Here is a 22,564-nt window from a genome sequence, read left to right as displayed (position 1 = left end):
TGGGCGAGTGAGCTCGTATCAGCCTCCTCGCCCGTGGATCGCCAGCTACGCGTCAGGCGTCCCGCAGGACCTCTCCCCCGTGTCCGGGTCGTTGATCGACATCGCTGCCGCATCGGCTCGCGATTACCCGGATGCCCCCGCGCTGCAGTTCTTCGGTCGCGAGACGACCTACGCCGCTCTGCAGGATGCGATCGACCGGGCCGCCGCCGGGCTTCGTGACCTCGGCGTGCGGGCGGGTGACCCGGTAGCGATCGTGTTGCCGAACTGCCCGCAGCACATCGTGGCGTTCTACGCGGTGCTGCGCCTCGGCGCCGTCGTCGTCGAGCACAACCCGCTCTACACGCCCCGCGAACTCCGGAAGCAGTTCGAGGACCACGGCGCGAAGCACGCGATCGTGTGGAACAAGGTCGTCACCACGGTGCAGGAATTCCTGTCGGATCTCACCGTGACGAACCTGATCTCCGTCGATGTCACCCGAGCCATGCCTCTCCTCACGCGTGTGGCCCTGCGGCTGCCGGTGGCGAAGGCCCGTGCCTCTCGCGCCGCTCTCACCGAGAAGGTGCGAGCAACCGTCACCTGGGACTCGCTGGTGCAGTCCGCGCCCATCCCTGCCACGCATCCGAAGCCGGCGACCGATGACCTCGCGATCATCCAGTACACCTCCGGCACCACAGGGACGCCCAAGGGCGCCGCGCTGACCCACGGCAACCTGCTCGCGAACGCCGCTCAGTCGCAGGCGTGGGTTCCGTCGATCCAGCGCGGCAAGGGCTGCGTCGTGTACGCGGTGCTGCCGATGTTCCACGCATATGGACTCACGCTCTGCCTGACGTTCGCGATGTCCATGGGCGCCCGCCTGGTACTCTTCCCCAAGTTCGATCCCGACCTCGTGCTCGACGTGATGAAGAAGCATCCGGCGACCTTCCTCCCGCTCGTCCCGCCGATCGCCGATCGGCTGCTCTCGGCCGCGAACACCCAGGGCGTCTCCCTCGACGGCATCGAGGTCGCGATCTCCGGCGCCATGGCGCTGCCGCATGAGCTCGTGGTTCCTTTCGAGGCAGCGACGAACGGCTTCCTCGTCGAGGGGTACGGACTCAGCGAGTGCTCACCCGTGCTGATGGCGAACCCCGTGGCGGACAACCGCGTGCCCGGCACTGTCGGACTTCCGCTCCCCGGCACCGAATGCCGCGTCGTCGATCCCGAGAACCCGACGGTCGATGTCCCTGAGGGCTCCGCGGGCGAGCTGCTGGTGCGTGGGCCCCAGGTCTTCTCCGGCTACTACGGCAAGCCGGAAGAGACGGAGGCCGTCTTCGTCGACGGCTGGTTCCGCACCGGCGACATCGTGACCATCGACGACGCGGGGTTCGTCAGGATCGTCGATCGAATCAAAGAGCTCATCATCACGGGCGGGTTCAATGTCGCCCCCACCGAGGTCGAGAACGCGCTGCGGCAGCATCCTTCGGTGGCGGATGCTGCGGTGGTCGGTCTCCCGAGCGACCACTCCGGCGAAGAGGTGGTCGCGGCGATCGTCGTGGACGCCGGAGCCGACGTCGATGTCGACGTCGAGGCGATTCGCGAGTATGCGCGCAGCATCCTCACCCCCTATAAGGTTCCCCGCCGGGTCTTCATCGTCGATGAGCTCCCCAAGTCACTCATCGGCAAGGTGCTCAGACGGCAGGTGAAGGAGAAGCTCCTCGCGCTGACTTCGGGGTCCTGAGGGCGCCCTCACAGGCGCGTGATCCCGCGAAGCGCTACCCTTGGTCAGTGACTCCTGAAGACGCTGTGCCCACCGACGCCCCCGAGACCCCTGGATTCGAGGAGCTCGGCATCTCGGGCCCCGTCCTCAAGGCCATCAAGGACCTCGGTTACGAGACCCCCTCCCCCATCCAGGCCGCCACGATCCCGACTCTCCTGTCCGGCCGCGACGTCGTCGGCATGGCGCAGACCGGAACGGGGAAGACCGCAGCATTCGCGCTCCCCGTCCTCGAGCGCCTCGACGTGTCGCAGAAGACTCCGCAGGCCCTGGTGCTCGCTCCGACCCGCGAGCTCGCGCTGCAGGTGTGCGAGGCGTTCGAGTCGTACGCCTCGAAGATGAAGGGCGTCCACGTCCTGCCCGTGTACGGCGGACAGGGCTACGGCGTGCAGCTGTCGGCACTCCGTCGCGGCGTGCACGTGATCGTGGGAACCCCCGGTCGCATCATGGACCACCTCGCGAAGGGCACCCTCGACCTGTCGCAGTTGCAGTACCTGGTGCTCGACGAGGCCGACGAGATGCTGAAGATGGGCTTCGCGGAAGACGTCGAGCAGATCCTCGCGCAGACGCCGGAGGAGAAGCAGGTCGCCCTGTTCTCGGCCACCATGCCTCCGCAGATCCGTCGTCTGGCGCAGAAGTACCTGCGCGAGCCCGAAGAGATCAGCATCAAGTCGAAGACCGCGACCGGCACGAACATCACGCAGCGCTACCTCGTGGTGTCGTACGCGCAGAAGGTCGATGCGCTCACCCGCATCCTCGAGGTCGAGAACTTCGACGGAATGATCGTCTTCGTCCGCACCAAGAACGAGACCGAGACGCTCGCCGAGAAGCTGCGCGCCCGCGGATACTCGGCGGCCGCCATCAACGGCGACGTGCCGCAGGTGCAGCGCGAGCGCAGCGTCAACCAGCTCAAGGCGAGCAAGCTCGACATCCTGGTCGCGACCGACGTCGCGGCCCGCGGTCTCGACGTCGAACGCATCAGCCACGTGGTCAACTTCGACATCCCGACGGACACCGAGTCCTACGTGCACCGCATCGGCCGCACGGGTCGCGCCGGTCGCACGGGCGATGCGATCAGCTTCATCACCCCGCGCGAGCGCTACCTGCTGAAGTCCATCGAGAAGGCCACCCGTCAGGCACCCACGCAGATGCAGCTGCCGAGCCTCGATGACGTCAACACCACGCGCCTCGCGCGCTTCGACGATGCGATCACCACGGCGCTCACCGACGCGGCCCGCATCGAGAAGTTCCGCGACATCATCGATCACTACGTGCGCAACCACGACGTGCCGGAAGCCGATGTGGCCGCCGCTCTCGCTGTGGTCGCCCAGGGCGACACCCCCCTGCTCCTCGACCCCGCCGACGACGCTCTGTCGAGAGCCGTCGAGTACGACAACCGGCCGCCGCGCGAGAACAGTGGCCGCGGTGACCGCCGCGAGCCCCGGGAGCCGCGCGAGCGCCGTGGGCGCGGCGACTACAAGCCGTACCGCATCGAGGTCGGGCGTCGTCACCGCGTCGAGCCGCGTCAGATCGTCGGCGCGCTCGCGAACGAGGGCGGCCTCGGCCGCGACGACTTCGGTGCGATCAACATCCGTCCTGACTTCACCGTTGTCGAACTGCCCGCGAACCTCGACTCGTCCGTGCTGGACAAGCTGAAGGACACGCGCATCTCGGGCCGTCTGATCGAGATCAAGCCCGACCGCGGACCGGGAGCCCGTCGCAACGACGGGCCGAGGGACGCCGGTTCCCGCGGCGGCTACGACCGCCGTGACGAGCGTCCGCGCTACGACCGCGACGATCGTCCTTCGCGCGGCGACGACCGGGACGGAAAACCGTTCCGCAAGCCCCGCCACAAGGGCTGATCAGCCGCGACGCATCGAGCGCGCCGCGCCCAGACGGATGTCCGGGCGCGGCGCGCTCGCGTGTATCCGGGGGCTCCCGCTCGTACGGCGTCACACGGCCGTGCACCGGGGACAGCGATCAGGGGTTCGGCACGTCAGCCGAGAGCGCCAGGGCCTTCTGTGACGAGGATGTGGAACTGAGCGGCATCGAGGATGCGGATGCCGAGCTCTTCCGCTTTCGCGAGCTTCGACCCGGCTCCCGGTCCGGCAGCGACGAAGTCGGTCTTCTTCGAGACGCTCGACGCTGCTTTGCCGCCCGCCTTGATGATGGCTTCCTGTGCTCCGTCGCGCGTGTAGCCGTCGAGCGAACCCGTGGCCACGACTGTGAGTCCGTCGAGCACTCCACCTTCGACGACCGCGGCGCCCGGCCCCGGGTGCCCCGGCGTCGACCATTGCACGCCTGCTTCCGTCCATCGCCGCACGATCTCCTGATGCCAATCCACCTCGAACCAGTCGAGCAGCGAGTCTGCGATGATGCCGCCGACGCCCTCTACGGCCGCGAGCTCGTCGCGGGAGGCCGCCCGGATGGCGTCGAGAGAACCGAACCACTGCGCGAGCGCGCGGGCGGCCACGGGTCCGACATGGCGGATGTTGAGGGAGACGAGGAGACGCCAGAGATCCTTGGTCTTGGCCTTCTCGAGCTCGGCGAGCAGAGTCACCGCCTGTGATGACGGCTGCGGCCCCTCGAGGCCGGACTTCTTCTCGGCCGCCGTGGGGTTGCGCCGGAAGGGCGCGCGCATCTTGACGAGACCGTCGTCGTCTTCCTTCGGGAGACCCGTCTCCGCGTCGCGCACGACGAGCTCGATCGGCACGATCTCCTCGAGCGTCAGCGCGAACAATCCGGCTTCGGTCTCGAGCGGCGGGGTCGCCGGCGACGTCGGCTGCGTGAGCGCGGCGGCCGTGACCTCTCCGAGGGCTTCGATGTCGAGGGCGCCGCGGGATCCGATGTGCTCCACGCGCCCGCGGACCTGGGCCGGACATGACCGGGCGTTGGGACAACGCAGATCGATGTCGCCCTCCTTCATGGGACGGAGCGGCGTGCCGCATTCCGGACACTCGGTCGGCATCACGAACTCCCGCTCGGTGCCATCTCGCTTGTCGACGACGGGTCCGAGCACCTCCGGGATCACGTCCCCGGCCTTGCGCAGCACCACGGTGTCGCCGATCAGGACACCCTTGGCCTTCACCACGTCTTTGTTGTGGAGCGTCGCCTGTCTGACGACCGACCCCGCGACCTGGGCGGGAGCCATCACGGCGAACGGCGTGGCGCGGCCCGTCCGGCCCACGGACACGACGATGTCGAGGAGTTTCGTCTGCACCTCTTCGGGCGGGTACTTGTATGCGATGGCCCACCGGGGTGCCCGGCTCGTTGCGCCCAGCTCGTCATGCAACGACAGCTCGTCGACCTTGACGACGATCCCGTCCAGCTCATGCTCGATGTCATGCCGGTGCTCGCCGAAGTACTCGACGAACGCGACCACGTCGTCGACGCTCGTGCACACCCTCGTGTGCGGGCTCGTCGGCAGCCCCCATTCCGCGAGCTGCTCGTACACCTGGCTCTGCGCGGCGACGGGCGGGTCCTCCCACGCGCCGATGCCGTGCACGTAGAGCGCGAGCGACTCGATGCGCAGCATCCCCGCCTCGAGCTCGAGTCCGTTTTTCTTGTCGATCTGCTGACGCAGACCGCCGCTCGCCGCGTTCCGCGGATTGGCGAACGAGGGGAACCGCCGGGCTGCCGCGCTTCGCGCCTTCTCTTCGTCGAACGGCTTCTTCGCGCCGCCTCGAGCCTCCCACCGAGCCAGCGCATCGGCATACGCGCGCTCGCGGAACTGCGCCTGCGCGGCGTTCAGACGCTCGAAGGCAGCCACCGGAATGAACACCTCTCCGCGTACCTCGACGATCGGCGGGTGTCCTTCGCCGCTGAGCTCGAGAGGGATCTCGGGCAGACGCAGTGCGTTCTCCGTCACGATCTCTCCGACGCGTCCGTCTCCTCGAGTAGCCGCCGACGTCAGGCGCCCGTTCTCGTACCGCAGGTTGATCGCGAGGCCGTCGATCTTGAGCTCGGTGAGCCAGTCGACGTCTCGGCCCGCGGACGCGCGCGTCTTCGCAGCCCACTCGCGGAGCTCGTCGATCGAGAACACGTTGTCGAGACTGAGCATCCGCTCGGCGTGCTCGATGGTCGCGAGCCCCGTCGCCTCGGCCGCGCCCACCATCTGCGTGGGCGAGTCCTGCCCCTGCAGCTCGGGGTGCAACCGCTCGAGCTCTTCGAGCCGGTGCATCCAGCCGTCATAGGTGGAGTCGTCGACGAGCGAGGTATCGCGCCCGTAGTACGCGTCCTTCGCCTCGAGGATGCGAGTGGTCAGCTCGTCGGCTTCGATACGGGCGTCTTCCAGCGAGATGTTCTCCGGCACTCCGCCAGTCTACGAGCGGCCACTGACATCCAGAGGCAGACGCTACGCGTCGACCGGAACCGCGGACACCGTGCGGTCGATCGTGAACTGACCGAGCACCCGGGTGCCGACGTAGAGCACCGCCGTCTGGCCAGGTGCGACTCCGTTCAGAGGCTGGTCCGGCACCACGCGGACACCATCGGACGAGACGAAGGCCCGCGCCGTCTCAGGCTCCGCGTGTGCACGGATCTGCACTTCGCAGTCGAACTCGGACTCGACCGGGGCGGCACCCGCCCAGCTGAATCGATCACCTGAGATCTCGCGCGTCGCGAGGGCTTCCTTCGGACCGACCACGACCGTGTTCGACACCGGCCGCACTTCGAGCACGAACCGCGGTTTGCCGTCGGCCGCCGGCACACCGAGCTTGAGGCCGCGGCGCTGGCCGACTGTGAAGGCGTGCGCGCCTTCGTGGGAGCCCACGACCGAACCGGTGCGGTCGACGATCTCTCCGGTGGCGGTGCCGACCTTCTCGGCGAGCCAGCCTCTGGTGTCGCCGTCGGGGATGAAGCAGATGTCGTGACTGTCGGGCTTCTGGGCGACGCTCAGCCCGCGAGCCTCCGCCTCGGCGCGCACGACCGCCTTCGAAGGTGTGGTGCCCAGCGGGAAGTAGGTGTGCGCAAGCTGCTCCGCCGTCAGGACGCCCAGTACGTACGACTGATCCTTCGCATTGTCGGCGGCCCTGTGCAGTTCGAGCCCGGCATCCGTCGGGATCAGTGTTGCGTAGTGTCCGGTGCAGACCGCGTCGAAACCGAGCTCGATCGCGCGCTCCAGGAGAGCCGCGAACTTGATCTTCTCGTTGCATCGCATGCAGGGGTTCGGGGTGCGCCCGGCCTGATACTCCGAGACGAAGTCGGCGATCACGTCCTCGCGGAAGCGCTCCGAGAAGTCCCAGACGTAGAAGGGGATGCCCAGGAGATCAGCCGCTCGACGCGCGTCGAGGGCATCCTCGATCGTGCAGCACCCCCGACTTCCCGTGCGGAGAGTGCCGCCCGCGCGGGAGAGTGCGAGATGCACGCCGACGACGTCGTGCCCCGCGTCGACGGCCCGTGCGGCCGCGACTGCGGAGTCCACTCCACCACTCATGGCCGCAAGAATCCTCATGGGACCAGTCTACGAGCGTGCGGCTGAGCCGGAGCCGGAAGCCCGCAGGTAGGCCTCGGCGATGGATGCGAGGACAGCATCGACGTCGGCGTCGGTCGACGTGCGTCCCAGCGTGAAGCGGAGCGCGCTGCGTGCGTCCTGCTCGGTGCGTCCCATGGCCATCACGACGTGAGACGGCTCTGCGACACCCGCCTGGCAGGCCGAACCGGTCGAGGCGGCGACACCCGCCATGTCGAGGAGGAAGAGGAGACTCTCCCCCACCGCCCCGGGGAACAGGACGTGAGCATTGCCGGGGAGCCTACTCGAGTGGTCCCCCAGGAGCTCGGCCTGGGGCACTCTCGCCAGGATGCCGTCGATCAGCCGGTCGCGCATCGCCGAGAGCCGCGCCGCCTCGGCCTCCCGCTCTGACTCGGCGAGCTCCAGCGCGGTCGCGAAGGCCGCAGCGCCGGCGACGTCCTGCGTTCCGGCGCGCAGCCCGCGCTGCTGCGCGCCACCGCGAAGCAGCGCGGAGAGCCGCGCGGTGCGAGCGACGACCAGCGCGCCGACACCGACCGGCGCGCCGATCTTGTGCCCCGCGACGCTCATCGCGACAAGACCGACCGCATCCGGGGCATCTCCTCTCAGCGTGCGGAAGGAGAGCGGGAGATGGCCGAGCGCCGCGACCGCATCGAGATGCAGCGGAACGCGTGTCTGAGCGGCCGAGGCAGTGAGCGAGGCGACATCGTTCGTCGTCCCCGCCTCGTTGTTCGCGACCAGCGCGGTGGCCAGCGCCGCCCCCGGCAGTTGCGCCGCGAATGCGCCCACATCGATCGCCGCCGTGCGATATACCGGAACAGCGCGCAGCACCGCTCCTGCCGCCACCAAGGCCTCGACAGTGTCCATCGTCGCGTGATGCTCGGCGTCCGGCATGACGATGGCATCCGATCCCGCGGTTCGCGCCTGCCACAGTCCCTGGAGCGCGAGGTTGATCGATTCCGTTCCCCCTGAGGTGAAGACGACCTCGATCGGATCGCAGTCCAGCACTGCTGCAGCGCGCTCCCGCGCCTCTTCGAGGAGACGCCGCGCATCCTGTCCGGCGCCATGTGTCGACGATGCGTTCCCGATCATCTGACTCGCTTCGAGCCATGCGTCCCGCGCCTCGGGGCGCAGCGGTGTCGTCGCGGCGTGGTCGAGATAGTGCTGCATCGTTCCACTCTCCCCCATTTGAGGGGGCATGGCGCGCATCTGGAACTGAGTGCGCTCTGTCCTGAGACCCGGGTGCAGACCTCTATGGTGTACTCATGCCCGCGATCCGAGACATCACCGTGCCCGGCGGTACTGCACTCGACAACCTCGGGGTGCGCCTTCACGACGGCGTCGGAACCCTCCGCGTCTGGTCGCAGAACGCGTCATCCATAGAACTCGTCGTCTTCGACGCGACCGACCTCGATTGGGTCACCGACCAAGTCGACCTCGCTCGCCTCCCCGGCGGCGTCTGGGAGGTGACGACCGACCTCCTCCAACCCGGCACAAGGTACGCCATCCGAGTCGGAGGTCCGCACGGGCCGGGGAACACGTTCAATCCCGAGACCCTCCTCCTCGACCCCTATGCCCGTGGCCTCGCCCAGGGCGACGGGTACGAGGAATGGAGGTCCGTCGTGATCGTCGACGGCTTCGACTGGGGCGAGTCCGTCAAGCCACGGGTCCCCCTCGACCGGACCGTGATCTATGAAGGCCACCTCAAGGGCCTGACGAAGCGCCAGCCCGCGGTGCCTCCTGCTCTACACGGGACGTATGCCGGACTCGCACACCCGGCGATGATCGAGTACTTCCACGCGCTGGGGATCACATCGATCGAGCTGCTCCCCGTGCAGGCATTCGTTCCCGAGCCACGACTGCTCGAGCGCGGCCTCACGAATTACTGGGGCTACAACACCCTCAACTTCTTCACGCCTCACAACGCCTATGCGACCGAAGAGGCGCGCAAGGGCGGCCCGGAGGCCGTTCTGGCCGAGTTCAAGGGCATGGTGCGACTGCTGCACGAGGCCGGACTCGAGGTCATCCTCGACGTCGTGTACAACCACACGTCGGAGGAGGGCCTCGGGGGTCCCCGTTCAAGCCTGCGCGGCATCGACAACGCCAGCTACTACCGCCAGGACGCGTCGGGCGCGTACATCGATACGACGGGGTGCGGCAACACGCTGGACACCTCGACGGATGCCGGTGCTCGGCTCGTCCTGGATTCGCTGCGCTACTGGGCCCAGGAGATGCAGATCGACGGATTCCGCTTCGACCTCGCCGCCGCGATCGCCCGCGATGGCACGCACACCTACACTCCGGAGCATCCGCTGCTCACCGCCATCGCGAACGACCCCGTCCTCCGTGACACCAAGCTCATCGCCGAGCCGTGGGATGTCGGCATGGGTGGCTGGCAGACCGGGAACTTCCCCAACGGCTGGATGGAGTGGAACGACCGCTACCGCGACCGGGTCCGCAACTTCTGGCTCAGCGACATCGACTACGCGCGTCGCGCGTCCGCTCCGGTGGGCATCGGTGGCTTCGCCACTCGTCTCGCCGGCTCATCGAACACGTTCGCCGACGAGCGGGGCCCGCTCGCGAGCATCAACTTCGTGACGGCGCACGACGGATTCACGTTGCACGACCTCGTGTCCTACGACGTCAAGCACAATGAGGCGAACGGCGAGCAGAACCGCGACGGCGCCGACATGAACAGGGCGTTCAATCACGGCATCGAGGGGCCGACCGACGATCCCGCCATTCTCGCCGCCCGCCGCAAGGCGATGCGCAACCTGCTCGGCACCCTGCTGCTGTCCGCAGGCATCCCGATGCTCACGGCAGGCGATGAGGTCGGTCGGACGCAACGCGGGAACAACAACGCCTATGCGCAGGACTCGTCGATGACATGGCTCGGCTGGGATGCCGAACCCTGGCAGGAAGACCTGCGCGCGCACGCGACCCGTCTCATCGAGCTTCGATCCGAGAACCCCGCCCTGCGCCCGAGCCGGTACGCCCGTCTCGGCGAGCACATCCCCAACGCCTCGGTCATGGACTGGTTCGATCAGAACGGCGAGACGATGGAGAGTCAACAGTGGACTGATCCGGGGAACCGCACGCTGCAGTACGTCGCAGCATCGACGCCCGACCGTGAGCCGGCGAACCGCATCCTTCTCATTGTGCACGGCACGGAGTCGCCGATCGACGTGCGCCTTCCCGAGGATCTCGAGGACGCGACGCGTTTCGTGTCGCTGTGGTCGAGCGCCGATGACCGTCCGGATGACCGCGGCGAGGTGTTCGCCCCCGGCGACATCCTGCCCATCCCGGGCACCTCGATGCGTCTCTTCCGCGTGGAATGAACGGCGGCGCGCCGGTGCCCTCCGCGAGCTACCCGCTCCACGTCGGGAGCGGTACATTCGGGGAGTGGCCGCACGCATGAGCAGCACCAGTCCCAAGGCTCTCCGGAGCCCCGCGCAGATCCCGTCGCGCCCGTGGGGAGCCGTCTCGGACGACGGCGGACTCGTCGCGACGCGAATCCCTCTGGTGGGTGGCACACCGTCCGTTCCGGGCGGCTTCGCACCGAAGGCGTTCGTCGGCGAGGTGGTGCCGTTCAGCGTGGTCGCGTTCCGCGAAGGGCACGATCTGATCGGGGTGCAGCTGCGGTTGACCGCGCCCAACGGCGAGGAATCGCTGCACCGGCTCGTCCCGTTCCTGGACGGAACCGATCGCTGGGGCGCCGAGATCGCGCTGGACCTGCAGGGCCGCTGGAGCTTTCGCTTCGAGGCGTTCTCCGATGACTTCGCGACCTGGGCGCACGCCGCCGAGGTGAAGGTCGCCGCCGGCGTCGATGTTCCGGTCATGGCCGCCCTCGGCGCCGAGCTTCTCGCACGCGCAGCCGGCGAGAAGGATCGCCCCGCCGCGCAGCGCAGACGCCTCAGCGAACTCGCCGCAGCGCTCGCTGACGGCGATGCCGAGACCACGACCGCGGTGTCGACGGATCCCGAGCTGGCCGGTGTCTTCCGCGAGCGGCCGCTCATGACGCTTCGCTCAGCATCCGCCGCGCATGCGCTGCTGGTCGAGCGGACGGCGGCGGGCGTCGGCGCGTGGTACGAGTTCTTCCCCCGTTCGGAGGGCGCGAAGCGTCTCAAGGACGGCTCCATCAAGAGCGGCACTTTCCGGACCGCGGCCAAGCGCCTGCCCGCTGTCGCGGCCATGGGTTTCGACGTCATCTATCTGGTGCCGATCCATCCGATCGGCACCACCAACCGCAAGGGTCGCAACAACACGCTGACGACGGAGCCCGGCGACCCCGGCTCGCCGTACGCGATCGGATCCGCAGACGGCGGACACGACGCCATCCACCCCGAGCTCGGAAAGCCCGCCGACTTCCGCGCCTTCGTCCGCGCGGCGAAGCGCGAGGGGCTCGAAGTCGCTCTCGACCTCGCGCTGCAGGCGTCGCCCGACCACCCGTGGGTGGACGAGCACCCCGAGTGGTTCACGACCCTCCCCGACGGCACCATCGCCTACGCCGAGAACCCTCCCAAGAAGTACCAGGACATCTACCCCCTGAACTTCGACAACGATCCTGCCGGCATCTATCAGGAGATGCTGCGCATCGTGCAGCACTGGGTGCGCGAAGGCGTCAAGATCTTCCGGGTCGACAATCCGCACACGAAGCCGCTGCAGTTCTGGGAATGGCTCATCGCGACGGTGAACGCGCAGGACCCCGATGTGATCTTCCTCGCAGAGGCGTTCACCCGACCCGCCGTCATGCGTGCGCTCGCGGCCGTGGGGTTCCAGCAGAGCTACAGCTACTTCACGTGGCGCAACACCAAGGCCGAGCTCGAAGAGTTCCTCACCAGCGTCGCGCACGAGACCAGCGACTACATGCGGCCGAACCTCTTCGTGAATACGCACGACATCCTCACCGAGTACCTGCAGTTCGGCGGGCGGGCCGCCTACCGGATCCGAGCCTGCATCGCGGCCACCGCAGCACCCGTGTACGGCGTGTACGCCGGCTACGAGCTCTTCGAGAATGTCGCGCGTCCCGGTTCCGAGGAGAACATCGACAACGAGAAGTACGAGTTCAAGTTCCGAGACTGGGAGGGCGCAGAGGCCTCGGGCGACTCTCTGGCACCCCTCCTTCGTCGGTTGAATGAGATCCGCCGCGAGCACCCGGCCCTTCGACAGCTCCGCAATCTCTCCGTGCACTGGAGCGACGACGACTCCGTGCTCGTCTACAGCAAGCACCTCGACGCGGCCTTCACCGACTCCGGACAGCCGGATACGATCCTCGTCATCGCCAACGTCGATCCGCATTCCGTTCGAGAGACCACTGTCCACCTCGACACCACCGTCTGGGGCGTGCCGCCGGGCGAGCCCTTCGAGGTGGAGGATCTCCTCACGGGAGCCGTGTGGACATGGGCGGATCACAACTACGTGCGCCTCGACTCCTTCGCCGAGCCGGTGCACATTCTGAAGGTGAGGAGACGAGCATGAGCTACGTCGAAGATGCCACTACGTCCTCGGAGTGGGCCGCTGTCGCTGCGGGCGCCCACCACGACCCGCACGCTGTGCTCGGCGCCCACCCCTTCAAGGACGCGGGCGAGCGCACCGTCACAGTGATCCGCATCCGTCGCCCTCTCGCGTCCTCCGTCGCCGCCGTCTTCGAGGACGGCAGCCGACTGCAGCTCGATCACGTCGCCCACGGCATCTGGGAGGCGCAGCACGACGGCGCTCCCGTGCCGTATCGGATCGCCACCGCGTACGGCGATGACGAGGAGACGATCGTCGGCGACCCCTATCGGCACCTGCCCACGCTGGGCGACATAGATCTGCACCTCATCGCGGAGGGGCGGCATGAGCGGCTGTGGGAGGTGCTGGGCGCCCGCCCGCGGGTCACCGGCGGCGAGAGCGGCGTCGCCTTCGCGGTGTGGGCGCCCAACGCCACCGCGGTGCGCGTCGCCGGCGACCACAACGGCTGGAACGGCGAAGCCCACGCGATGCGGTCGATGGGAGTGAGCGGGATCTGGGAGCTGTTCATCCCCGACCTCGCCATCGGAACGACCTACAAGTACGAGATCCGCACCCGCGGAGGCTCCTGGATCTTCAAGGCCGACCCCATGGCGCAGGCTGCGCAGGTGCCGCCCGAGACCGCCTCGGTGGTCACACAGTCGACCTACGCCTGGTCGGACGGCGCCTGGATGACGCGCCGCGCGGCAACTCACGCTGTGGCTCAGCCTCTGTCGGTCTACGAGGTGCACCTCGGCTCCTGGCGCGGGGGCCTCAGCTACCGCGATGCCGCGGAACCGCTGATCGCACACGTCACCGAGTCCGGATTCACCCACGTCGAGTTCATGCCGCTCGCTGAGCATCCATTCGGCGGCTCCTGGGGCTACCAGGTCAGCGGGTACTACGCGGCGACCAGCCGTTTCGGCAACCCGGACGACCTGCGCTACCTCATCGATCAGCTCCACCAGGCCGGCATCGGCGTGATCATGGACTGGGTCCCCGGACACTTCCCCAAAGACGCATTCGCCCTCGCGAAGTTCGACGGACAGCCGCTGTACGAGCACCCCGACCCTCGTCGCGGTGAACATCAGGACTGGGGAACGCTCATCTTCGACTATGGCCGCCCCGAGGTGCGCGGCTTCCTGGTCGCCAATGCCCTCTTCTGGCTGAGCGAGTTCCACGTCGACGGTCTGCGAGTCGATGCGGTTGCGTCGATGCTCTACCTCGACTACTCCCGCAGGGAAGGCGAGTGGGAGCCGAACATCCACGGCGGCAGGGAGAACCTCGAGGCGATCCGGTTCCTTCAGGAGGTCAACGCGACCGCCTATCGCCTGCACCCCGGGGTGCTGATGATCGCCGAGGAGTCGACGAGCTTCCCCGGTGTGACGGCACCGACCGACCACGCAGGACTCGGATTCGGGTTCAAGTGGAACATGGGATGGATGAACGACTCGCTCCAGTACATCGAACGCGACCCGATGTACCGCGCGCACCACGAAGGCGAGATGACGTTCTCGTTCGTCTACGCGTTCGGCGAGAACTACCTGCTGCCGATCAGTCATGATGAGGTCGTTCACGGCAAAGGCAGCCTTCTCGCGAAGATGCCCGGCGATCACTGGCACAAGCTCGCCAACGTGCGCGCGTACCTGGGCTACATGTGGGGCCACCCCGGCAAGAAGCTCCTCTTCATGGGGCAGGAGTTCGGACAGCTCGCTGAGTGGTCGGAATCGCGCGAACTCGACTGGTGGCTTCTCGACCAGCCCTCGCATGCGCAGCTGCAGGGCTTCGTCGGGCAGCTCAACCGCACCTACCGCGCGCAGGCTCCGCTCTGGGAGCGGGACAACGACGGGTCCTCGTTCTCGCGCCTCGGTGCTCCCAGCTGGGACCCCAACGTGATCGCCTTCGAACGCCGTGACGCGCACGGGGGCCGTGTCGTCGTGATCAGCAACTTCGCCGGCGTCGAACGCAGCGGTTACCGCCTCGCGCTGCCGGCCGCGGGTGTGTGGCAGGAGATCCTCAACACGGATGCCGCAGAGTACGGCGGCCGCGGATCCGGCAACCTGGGAATGGTCGTCGCGCATTCCGAGGATGACGGACCGGCGACGGCGACCATCACCGTGCCGGCGCTGTCGACCATCTGGCTACGCCACGAGAGCGACCCGCACGTACCCACGATCAGCCGCGGCTGACGCCTGCGTCGAACGGCACGACAGCCCCCGGCCATCAGGCCGGGGGCTGTCGTGCTGCGGGCTCAGCTCAGAACAGCAGAGAAGACAATCGGTTGCGCGCAGAGATGACGCGCGGATCTGCGACGCCGATCAGGCCGAACAGCTCGAGAAGACGTTCCCTCACCGGCGTCCGCTCATCCGACGGCAGCTGGGCGAACAGGTCGAGCAGCCTTCCGAACGCGTCATCGACATGGCCTCCTGCGAGGTCGAGATCGGCGACATCGAACTGGGCCTGAACGTCGAGGGGGCCGGCGGCCGCAGCTGCCCTGGCGTCCTGCAGGTCGAGCTTCTGCACACGGTCGAGCAGTCGAACCTGCCCCAGCCCGGCGATGGCGTCTTCGTCGCGAGGATTCTCCGCGAGAGCCTTTTCGTATGCCACGACAGCCGCTGCGTAGTCACCGTTCTCGATGGCAGCGAAGGCCTCGGCGTGCAACGGAGGCATCGGCGGCTCCTCGGGCGTCTGCTCGCCTGCCGGTTCCTCATCGACGTCGAGCGTGCCCGTCACGCCGTTCTGCGCCGCGAGCTGAAGCAGCTGCGCGAAGACATCCCTGACCTGCTGCTCCGGCACCGCTCCGGTGAACATCGGCACCGGCTGGCCCGCGATGAGCGCCACGACCATCGGGATGGACTGAGCGCGGAACCCCTGGGCGAGCTGCGGGTTGGCGTCGACATCGACCTTGGCGAGAAGCACCTTGCCGTTGAGCTCGCGCGTCACCTTTTCGATGATGGGACTCAACTGCTTGCAGGGACCGCACCATTCCGCCCACAGGTCGACGACCACCGGTACGGTTCGCGAGATCTCGAGGATCTCCCCGAACGACTCGTCGGTCGCATCGACCACGAGCCCACGTGCGCCGGCAGCGGCCGGAGTTCCTGCAGGCGGCGCAGCCGGTCGGTTACGGAGCGTCGAGAGGTCGACGGCTCCGCGGAGGGCAGCAGGAGAGATATCGGTCACTTGAGCACCTCGGCAGAAAGAAGGTCCTGGCGGACGGCCAGGAGGCGGATCTGTTCGGTCGACCCCTGAGCGGGAACGGAGAAGAACAGCTGGAACTCGTAACGGGTGGTCACGCCCTTGGCCGATTCGCTGACTCCCGTCAGCGCCTTGACCTGGGCGTTCTCTCCGAAACGGATCACCGCGTCGGCAGACGTCGGAGTCACCGTCTCGTTGTCGATCAGCGACACCGCCACGATCGCCCCGCTTCCGAGAGTGGCCATCGAGACCGGCGCCGAGTCTGCGGGCGCGATGTCGAAGGCGGTCTGCGAGGTCTCCGCGGCGCCATTGTCGGCGAGGTTCTGGACCACGGCCTGGCGGCTGTCCCGAATCGACTTCGCGAGGTTGAGCGCGAGATCGTCGAAGAGACCGTATGCCGCACTCTGTTCGCCGGCGTCGACCACGTCTGCGTACGTCTCCGCGAGTTCGCCCGGCGGGATGCTCAGGAATGCCGAATCATCGGGAACGAGCGACGTTCCGAGCCAGGTGGCGGCGACGTCCGGGAACACCGCATCAGCCGACATCTCGGCCATGTTGGTGATGCGGTAGTTGGACCACGGATCCTGTTGCGTCATCGTCAGGATCACCGGGGGAACCGTGTCATCGCCTTCGCTCTTCGAGAGCATCAGCACCGTACGCGGCCAGCGATCCGTCGCCTCGGGCAGCACGACCTCGACGTCGTCGGTCGGGATCGCCGCGGGCGGCGTCGTCTCAGGGAGGGCGGTCCGCAGCGCGTACTCGGTCGTGCGCGCGGTCAGCGCCGGCCCGTCCAAGCGCGTCCCCGCGAGGTCGAGATTCATCGCGGCATCCGCTTCGCTGATGGTTGCGGCCGTGCTCTGCAGGATCTTCTTCGCCTGCGCCTCGGTCACTGCCGGAGGCTTCTGGTTGTCGGGGGCGATCACCGTCTCGGTCGGAGTCGGTGACGGCGAGCCCTCCCCGATCTGCGGCCAGGAATCCGCGGAGCAGCCTGTGGCGAGGAGCGCGGTGAGCGCGATCGCAGGAACCGCAAACAGCCGTCGTCGTCGAGAAGGCGCATTCTCACGCATCTCCGCCGAGCGTCCGGCGCTCCCAGAACGGCTTTCGTCGCTCGCTTCGTCCTGCGGGCCGGCCTCTTCGGATTCCGACGGATCAGACGCGGCTGAAGAGCCGGGCCCCTCGATGGCAGCGCGCTCGGACGGCGGCAACTGCGCCAGATCGATCGGCTCGGTCACGGGAAGCGGTCCGGGACCTTTTCGGCGCGGGCCCCGACCGCGACGCTGGTGGCGGATGCCGAGGATGTAGAGGACGAGACCGACGACGAGCACAGCGGCACCTGCGGCCATGAGCGGTCCCGCGAGAGGAGTCGAGTTGTCCAGCGGCCACGACAGCACGATGTCGTCGGGGGCTGCCTGCGTGCCGTCGTATGCGATGAGGACGCTGACTCCCTCGGGAAGCTGGAGGTCGGTGATCAGCGAGTCCTTCTCCGTGAACGAGTCGAGCCACAGGTCCGAGCCCGCGGGGTTGCGTCCCGCGTTCTCTGCAGCTTCGCCCCCTTCGGCGGTCTCACCGGTGGCACCGTCGACCGGCTCCTCCCCCGGTGCGGGTTCCGTCGTCGCCGCATCGGCGGAAGCCTCCGTGAACTCGACATCGAGTCCCCCGTCAGCGCCGGCCGTCACGTGGTTGTACTCGGTGTCCGAGAGCCACGCCTCCATGTCGGCTGTGCGGCCGTACGCCGCGAAGATGTCGCCCTGGCCTCGGATCAGGAGGGTCTGGGCGCCCGGGTTCTCGCGCAGCACCTCGCCGTCCATCAGCACGAACGGCGCCGGTTCAGCGACGTCGACGGCGACCTTCTGGGTCGACGGCCCTTGGAAAATGGTTCGCTGGGCGATGCCTGCACCGATCAGTCCCGCGGCCAGCACGAAGGCCACCACGGCCCATACGAAACGCACGAATAGTCTCCTCACGCGGCCCGGACGCTCGCCCGAGTCGCAACACTCGACATTTCAGACTAGCGAAATCACCTGTGTGTTGCCCACGAGGCCCGCCTCCGCGATACCGCGGCACGTCGTGGAGGATCACAGCCCGCCCGGTGGATACCCTTGCAGCATCCGCTTTTCCCGAGGAGCCGTGAGATGAAGATCCACAACCCGTTCCGCACCGCGCTGGTGGCGACCCTCGGCGTCGGTCTGGGTATTCTGCTCATCGGGAGCGTCCAGAGTCTCTCGACTGTCCTTCTCTACGTCGGTACGGCCCTGTTCCTCAGCCTCGGCCTCGATCCTCTCGTGACCTTCCTCGAGCGCCGACGTCTCGCCCGGTGGCTCGCCGTCCTGATCACGATCGTGGCCGTGCTCGGGGTGTTCGCCGGAGTGGTGCTGATCGTCTTGCCTGTCCTCGTGGACCAGATCTCGCAGCTCATCGCGCAGATCACCGCCATCGTGCAACGAGGCACGTTCCTCGATGACCTGCGCGAATGGATGGTCGACACCTTCCCGAACCTCAAGGTCGACGAGGTCTTCGCGTACGTCGCCAACTGGCTCGAGACGAATGTCGCGCAGATCGGCGGTTCGATCGGCCAGGGTGTTCTCGCAGTCAGCGGCGCCGTCGTCGGTGGCCTGTTCGGCGCCTTCATCGTGCTGATCCTGACGATCTATCTCACAGCATCCACCCCCTCGCTCAAGAGGGCGGTCTACCAGCTGGCCCCCGCGTCGAAGAGGGAACGGTTCATCGACCTCGCCGAGCAGATCACCGACTCCGTCGGCTACTACGTCATGGGGCAGGTCTCTCAGGGTGTCATCAACGGCGTCCTGAGCATGATCTTCCTCACCATCATCGACGCCCCATTCCCTGCGGTCCTCGCCGTGATCGCCTTCTTCTTCTCACTCATCCCACTCGTCGGCACTCTGACCGGATCGACGATCATCGTGCTCGTCTGCTTGATCCCCGGACTCGGGTCCCCCGGGACGGCGATCGCCGCAGCCATCTACTATCTGATCTACATGCAGATCGAGGCGTACGTCATCTCGCCGAGGATCATGAGTCGTGCGGTGTCTGTGCCCGGAGCGGTCGTCGTGGTGGCCGCCCTTGCGGGTGGCAGCCTGCTCGGGCTCCTCGGTGCGCTGATCGCCATCCCTGTGGCTGCGAGCATCCTGATCATCTATCGGCAGGTCCTGATCCCCCGCATGAACGAGCTCTAGTCGCTCGGCCACGTCGTAGGCAGCGGGAGCGCGGCGGGATTCACAGCGGCGACGATCTCGGTCAGCACGCGACGCGTCTGGGTCTCCCCCACCCAGAGGTGCTTCCCACCCTCCACCGCGATCAACGTCGCGTGTGGAATCGACGCGAAGCGAGAGCGGGCTTCATCGGGCCGGAGGTAGTCGTCGAACTCGGGCACGAGGATGACCACTTCGACTCCGGAGTCCGCCCACGCGGCGACCTCGGCATCCGTCGCCCGGTGCAGGGGCGGGGAGAGCAGGATGATGCCCTCGACATCGTGGTCGCGCCCGTATTTCAGAGCCAGCTCCGTGCCGAACGACCACCCGAGCAGCCAGGGGCGAGGGAGCCCCCGATCCCGGACGAAGTCCATCGCCGCAGCGACATCGAACTGTTCCGCGGCGCCGCCGTCGAAGCGCCCCTCACTCGTGCCACGGGGCGAGCTCGTGCCTCGCGTGTTGAACCTCAGCACGGCGAGGTCTGCCGTGGCGGGCAGACGCGCCGCCGCCTTGCGCAGGATGTGGGAGTCCATGAATCCACCGGCCGTGGGCAGCGGGTGCAGGGTGACGAGTGTCGCTACCGGAGCAGTCGACTCCGGCACCGCGAGCTCACCGACCAGAGTGAGCTCGTCCGCCGTGGTGAGCTCGATGGCCTCGCGCCGCGCCGGCAGTTCGATAGGTCCACGGATCTCGATGGTCATGCCAACCTCCAGCAGTGCGTATGCCAATGTCTGCGCGCCGCGAGGTCGGCCGCGTCGCCGAGCACCCCGTCTGCGCGCCATGCGACGAGATGTGCCGTTCCAGGGTCGATCATGCGGCCGCATCCGGGGCAGCTGTACTCCTTCTGCGCCTGCGCCGCCGAGACCGGCTGCACGGTCCACTGCGACCCACGACGCACCTCCGTGCGTTTCCAGGATGCGAGCAGCCGATCGAGAGAGTCGTCAGCCTGCGGGCGCGTCTGACGGCGGCGATGTGAGCGGGGCATGACCGCCGCTCACCACCAGTGGTTCTTCGTCCAGAAGGCGTGCGCCCCGGCCCAGCTGCCGTACCGACCGGTCGCGTACCCCGTCGCCCACCTGAGGTTGTCGATCGGATCGTAACCGTTGCCCGGTACCTTGCTGCACGGCAGCGCTTGCACGAGCCCACAAGCGCCGGAGGACTTGTTGGTGGCGTTGGGGTTCCAGCCGCTCTCACGAGACACGATGTAGTCGACGTAACCCCAGTCACCCTCGGCGATGCCGGCCGCCGCCATCCACTCAGCGGGAGCGCCTCCGCCCGTGTAGTACAGAGGCCCGCCGCCGCCTCCGCCCGGCGATGAGGGCGACGGAGCCTTCTCGGTCGGTGTGGGGGTCGGAGTCGGTGTAGGCGTCACGTAGACGGTGAACGTTCCGCGCTGAACCGGCGCGATCGCCGCGCCGTCTGAGGTGACGGTGAGATTCTGCGTGTCCGCGAGCGCAAGGGAATACGCGGACTCGGGAGCTGCTTCCATCGGCTGTTGCGCGAGAGCCACCCCGGTCGGCGCGACCATGGCTCCGGCGAAACCGATGACCGCGAGTGCGCTCACGATGCCGGCCACGGTGTGCTTGCGTGATCCCTTGCGCACCGAAAGCGCCGGTGTTGCACGCACCGGCGTCTGATCTTCGCGCTTCAGGGTCATGTCGTCTCGGGAGTTCACGATACGAGGGAGTCTACCCGGTGAGCCGACGCTCGACCACGGTGAACGTTCAGCGAACCGCCAGGATCACATCGACGGTCGCGTCGAGCAGTGCGTCGACCTGCTCTTCACGGTAACCACCGCGCTGCATGCGGAAAGCTGCCGACCGGAGCTGCTCCGCAGTGAGCGCCTCCCCGTCGCGGAGGTACCTGACGATGCGACCAGCCACGTGATCGACCTCGTCGACGCGATAGCCGAAGGTGAGGACGTTGGTGCGGGCGAAGAGGTGACGGGCCGGGCGAGCAAGGTGGTCGAGGATCACCTGCGCGTCACCACGGGCCTGGTCCACCCATACTCCGGCTCCGCGTGACCGCACAGCCTGGTCGCGCTCTCGGGCTGCCAGGGCGTCCTCGACCCGGCCGAGAGCCGCATCGACTTCCGCGACGTCGTACCCCTCTTTCACGAGGGGGAACGAGGCGACCCGGACGTCGGCGGCAGTGAGCTCGCCGTTCGAGTTCTCGAATGCGGCGCGGGCCGCCGCCAGGAAGCTGTCCACGGCCGCTCGGTGGTATCCCTTTTCACGCCCGGCCGTCAGCGAGAACGCCGGAGCAGTTCGGGTGCCGCCGTCCCGGAGAGACACGTCGTCGGAAGTCATCACAGCACCGTCCAGGAGGAGAAGAGGAAGTAGAGGCCGAGCGCAGGAACGGTCGAGGGCAGGATGCTGTCCAGGCGATCCAGAAGGCCACCGTGCCCGGGAAGCCAGGAGCTCATGTCCTTGATTCCGAGATCACGCTTGAGCATGGACTCCCCGAGGTCGCCGAGCGTCGCGGACAGCAGGATCGCGATTCCGAAGATGACACCGAACCACCAGGGCAGCCCGAGCAGGAAGATCGCCAGCAGGACGCCCGCGGCGATCGACCCGACCACCGCACCGCCGAAACCTTCCCAGGTCTTCTTGGGGCTGATCCGCGGAGCCATCGGGTGGCGACCGAACGCCAGGCCCGCCGCGTAGGCACCGGTGTCGGCGACGACGGCGATCGCGATGAAACTCAGGACCCACCACTGTCCGCCGTCCTGCTTCAACAGGATCAGCGCGACAGCTGCGAGGAACGGGACATAGATCTGGACGAAGCCGGCGACCACCGCATCTGTGAGCACATCGCCGTAAGTGCGACCGTCCTTCGTCATCATCTGCGCGACGAGTCGCCAGACGATCACGACGGCCACTGCGATGAACAGCATGACCCAGACCAGCCACACGTCGACGAAGAATGCCGTGAGCACGACCAGAGCGGCGGCGCCGAGCTGTGGGGCGATGTCGACGCGTCTGCCTGCGATGCGCAGCGCCAACGCCAGTTCGTACACACCGAGCAGCGCCGCAGCGAGAGCGAACGGAACGAAGAGCACCTTGATGAACAGCAGCGAGGCGAGAAGAGCAGCGCCGAAGGCAAGACCGATCAGAATAGCGAGCACCAGGTCGCGGCCGGTGCGCTCCTTGATCCTCTCGTTCGCCTGGTCGAACTGGTCGCGCGCGTTGGAGACATGAGAGCCGAGCTCATCTCGCGCGATGCGCCACTGATCTCTGATGACCTTGTGCTCGGCCGTGTCGAGGGGCGATGCCGATGCGCCCTCCTCGCCGCGAGGCAACGGTGGACGGGGCGGAGCACTCTCGATGTCGAAGACAGGGACTGCTCCGTCGCCGCTGGCGACACCGCCGGTCGACGCCGACGAGTCACGCGCCTCGCGGCGCGTGTTCGGCTGGTCGGCGCCAGCACCGGTGGAAACGTCGGGCATCC

At 67.6% G+C, this 22,564-nt stretch carries 16 protein-coding genes; 6 read left to right on the top strand and 10 right to left on the bottom strand.

Annotation, left to right across the window (positions count from 1 at the left end):
- Window positions 1-7: 7 nt before the first annotated feature.
- A complete protein-coding gene (locus AC3WS6_RS10300; protein WP_492500927.1) occupies window positions 8-1,714 on the top strand; it encodes a long-chain-fatty-acid--CoA ligase in 1,707 nt (568 codons plus the stop codon).
- A gap of 47 nt (window positions 1,715-1,761) precedes the next feature.
- Window positions 1,762-3,612: a DEAD/DEAH box helicase gene (locus tag AC3WS6_RS10295; protein ID WP_492500926.1), complete on the top strand. Its 1,851-nt coding sequence runs from the start codon at window positions 1,762-1,764 to the stop codon at window positions 3,610-3,612.
- A gap of 134 nt (window positions 3,613-3,746) precedes the next feature.
- Here the strand turns inward: AC3WS6_RS10295 and ligA are convergent, their stop codons facing one another.
- Genes ligA through AC3WS6_RS10280 form a run of 3 tightly spaced genes read right to left on the bottom strand, consistent with a single transcriptional unit; the run spans window position 3,747 to window position 8,387 of the window.
- Window positions 3,747-6,062 carry an NAD-dependent DNA ligase LigA gene (ligA, locus tag AC3WS6_RS10290; RefSeq protein ID WP_492500925.1) on the bottom strand — a complete coding sequence of 772 codons (2,316 nt, stop codon included), beginning with the start codon at window positions 6,060-6,062 and terminating at the stop codon, window positions 3,747-3,749.
- 42 nt (window positions 6,063-6,104) lie between these two features.
- On the bottom strand, window positions 6,105-7,202 hold the full coding sequence (gene mnmA / locus AC3WS6_RS10285; RefSeq protein WP_492500924.1) for a tRNA 2-thiouridine(34) synthase MnmA: 1,098 nt from the start codon (window positions 7,200-7,202) through the stop codon (window positions 6,105-6,107).
- Between the two features lie 9 nt (window positions 7,203-7,211).
- Window positions 7,212-8,387, bottom strand: coding sequence for a cysteine desulfurase family protein (locus AC3WS6_RS10280; protein ID WP_492500923.1), 1,176 nt, complete (start codon window positions 8,385-8,387; stop codon window positions 7,212-7,214).
- 95 nt (window positions 8,388-8,482) lie between these two features.
- Between AC3WS6_RS10280 and glgX the strand changes: the two genes are divergently transcribed.
- The 3 genes from glgX (at window position 8,483) to glgB (ending at window position 14,896) form a co-directional block, all read left to right on the top strand.
- Window positions 8,483-10,555: a glycogen debranching protein GlgX gene (gene glgX, locus AC3WS6_RS10275; protein WP_492500922.1), complete on the top strand. Its 2,073-nt coding sequence runs from the start codon at window positions 8,483-8,485 to the stop codon at window positions 10,553-10,555.
- Window positions 10,556-10,631: 76 nt separating this feature from the next.
- A complete protein-coding gene (locus tag AC3WS6_RS10270) occupies window positions 10,632-12,695 on the top strand; it encodes an alpha-1,4-glucan--maltose-1-phosphate maltosyltransferase (RefSeq protein ID WP_492500921.1) in 2,064 nt (687 codons plus the stop codon).
- Window positions 12,692-14,896 carry a 1,4-alpha-glucan branching protein GlgB gene (glgB, locus tag AC3WS6_RS10265; RefSeq protein ID WP_492500920.1) on the top strand — a complete coding sequence of 735 codons (2,205 nt, stop codon included), beginning with the start codon at window positions 12,692-12,694 and terminating at the stop codon, window positions 14,894-14,896. The genes AC3WS6_RS10270 and glgB overlap by 4 nt, the downstream gene beginning before the upstream one ends.
- A 67-nt stretch (window positions 14,897-14,963) precedes the next feature.
- Here glgB and AC3WS6_RS10260 read toward each other — a convergent pair whose 3' ends face one another.
- Window positions 14,964-15,890: a tetratricopeptide repeat protein gene (locus tag AC3WS6_RS10260; RefSeq protein WP_492500919.1), complete on the bottom strand. Its 927-nt coding sequence runs from the start codon at window positions 15,888-15,890 to the stop codon at window positions 14,964-14,966.
- Window positions 15,887-17,854 carry a DUF8094 domain-containing protein gene (locus AC3WS6_RS10255; RefSeq protein ID WP_492500918.1) on the bottom strand — a complete coding sequence of 656 codons (1,968 nt, stop codon included), beginning with the start codon at window positions 17,852-17,854 and terminating at the stop codon, window positions 15,887-15,889. The genes AC3WS6_RS10260 and AC3WS6_RS10255 overlap by 4 nt, the downstream gene beginning before the upstream one ends.
- Before the next feature lie 183 nt (window positions 17,855-18,037).
- Between AC3WS6_RS10255 and AC3WS6_RS10250 the strand changes: the two genes are divergently transcribed.
- A complete protein-coding gene (locus tag AC3WS6_RS10250) occupies window positions 18,038-19,099 on the top strand; it encodes an AI-2E family transporter (protein WP_492500917.1) in 1,062 nt (353 codons plus the stop codon).
- On the opposite strand, the gene AC3WS6_RS10245 is transcribed toward AC3WS6_RS10250, so the two are convergent.
- The 5 genes from AC3WS6_RS10245 to AC3WS6_RS10225 are packed head-to-tail and all read right to left on the bottom strand — an operon-like array spanning window position 19,096 to window position 22,562.
- On the bottom strand, window positions 19,096-19,815 hold the full coding sequence (locus AC3WS6_RS10245) for an alpha/beta hydrolase (RefSeq protein ID WP_492500916.1): 720 nt from the start codon (window positions 19,813-19,815) through the stop codon (window positions 19,096-19,098). The genes AC3WS6_RS10250 and AC3WS6_RS10245 overlap by 4 nt on opposite strands.
- On the bottom strand, window positions 19,812-20,099 hold the full coding sequence (locus AC3WS6_RS10240) for an Rv1322 family protein (protein WP_492500915.1): 288 nt from the start codon (window positions 20,097-20,099) through the stop codon (window positions 19,812-19,814). The genes AC3WS6_RS10245 and AC3WS6_RS10240 overlap by 4 nt, the downstream gene beginning before the upstream one ends.
- Before the next feature lie 9 nt (window positions 20,100-20,108).
- A complete protein-coding gene (locus AC3WS6_RS10235) occupies window positions 20,109-20,789 on the bottom strand; it encodes an aggregation-promoting factor C-terminal-like domain-containing protein (protein ID WP_492500914.1) in 681 nt (226 codons plus the stop codon).
- Between the two features lie 49 nt (window positions 20,790-20,838).
- Window positions 20,839-21,423, bottom strand: coding sequence for a DivIVA domain-containing protein (locus AC3WS6_RS10230; protein ID WP_492500913.1), 585 nt, complete (start codon window positions 21,421-21,423; stop codon window positions 20,839-20,841).
- Entirely contained in the window at window positions 21,423-22,562 is a 1,140-nt protein-coding gene (locus AC3WS6_RS10225; protein ID WP_492500912.1) for a phosphatidate cytidylyltransferase, read from the bottom strand. Before AC3WS6_RS10225 ends, AC3WS6_RS10230 begins: the two co-directional genes overlap by 1 nt.
- Window positions 22,563-22,564 lie beyond the last annotated feature (2 nt).

Source organism: Microbacterium sp. EB106-03-03-XG65 (assembly GCF_058791955.1).
This window is presented reverse-complemented; position numbering and strand designations above follow the sequence as displayed.

Excerpts from the sequence above, each read along its gene's own strand:
- mnmA (WP_492500924.1), bottom strand. The coding sequence starts at position 7,202 with ATGAGGATTCTTGCGGCCATGAGTGGTGGAGTGGACTCCGCAGTCGCG.
- AC3WS6_RS10280 (WP_492500923.1), bottom strand. The coding sequence starts at position 8,387 with ATGCAGCACTATCTCGACCACGCCGCGACGACACCGCTGCGCCCCGAG.
- glgX (WP_492500922.1), top strand. The coding sequence starts at position 8,483 with ATGCCCGCGATCCGAGACATCACCGTGCCCGGCGGTACTGCACTCGAC.
- AC3WS6_RS10270 (WP_492500921.1), top strand. The coding sequence starts at position 10,632 with ATGAGCAGCACCAGTCCCAAGGCTCTCCGGAGCCCCGCGCAGATCCCG.
- glgB (WP_492500920.1), top strand. The coding sequence starts at position 12,692 with ATGAGCTACGTCGAAGATGCCACTACGTCCTCGGAGTGGGCCGCTGTC.
- AC3WS6_RS10250 (WP_492500917.1), top strand. The coding sequence starts at position 18,038 with ATGAAGATCCACAACCCGTTCCGCACCGCGCTGGTGGCGACCCTCGGC.
- AC3WS6_RS10245 (WP_492500916.1), bottom strand. The coding sequence starts at position 19,815 with ATGACCATCGAGATCCGTGGACCTATCGAACTGCCGGCGCGGCGCGAG.
- AC3WS6_RS10240 (WP_492500915.1), bottom strand. The coding sequence starts at position 20,099 with ATGCCCCGCTCACATCGCCGCCGTCAGACGCGCCCGCAGGCTGACGAC.
- AC3WS6_RS10230 (WP_492500913.1), bottom strand. The coding sequence starts at position 21,423 with ATGACTTCCGACGACGTGTCTCTCCGGGACGGCGGCACCCGAACTGCT.
- AC3WS6_RS10225 (WP_492500912.1), bottom strand. The coding sequence starts at position 22,562 with ATGCCCGACGTTTCCACCGGTGCTGGCGCCGACCAGCCGAACACGCGC.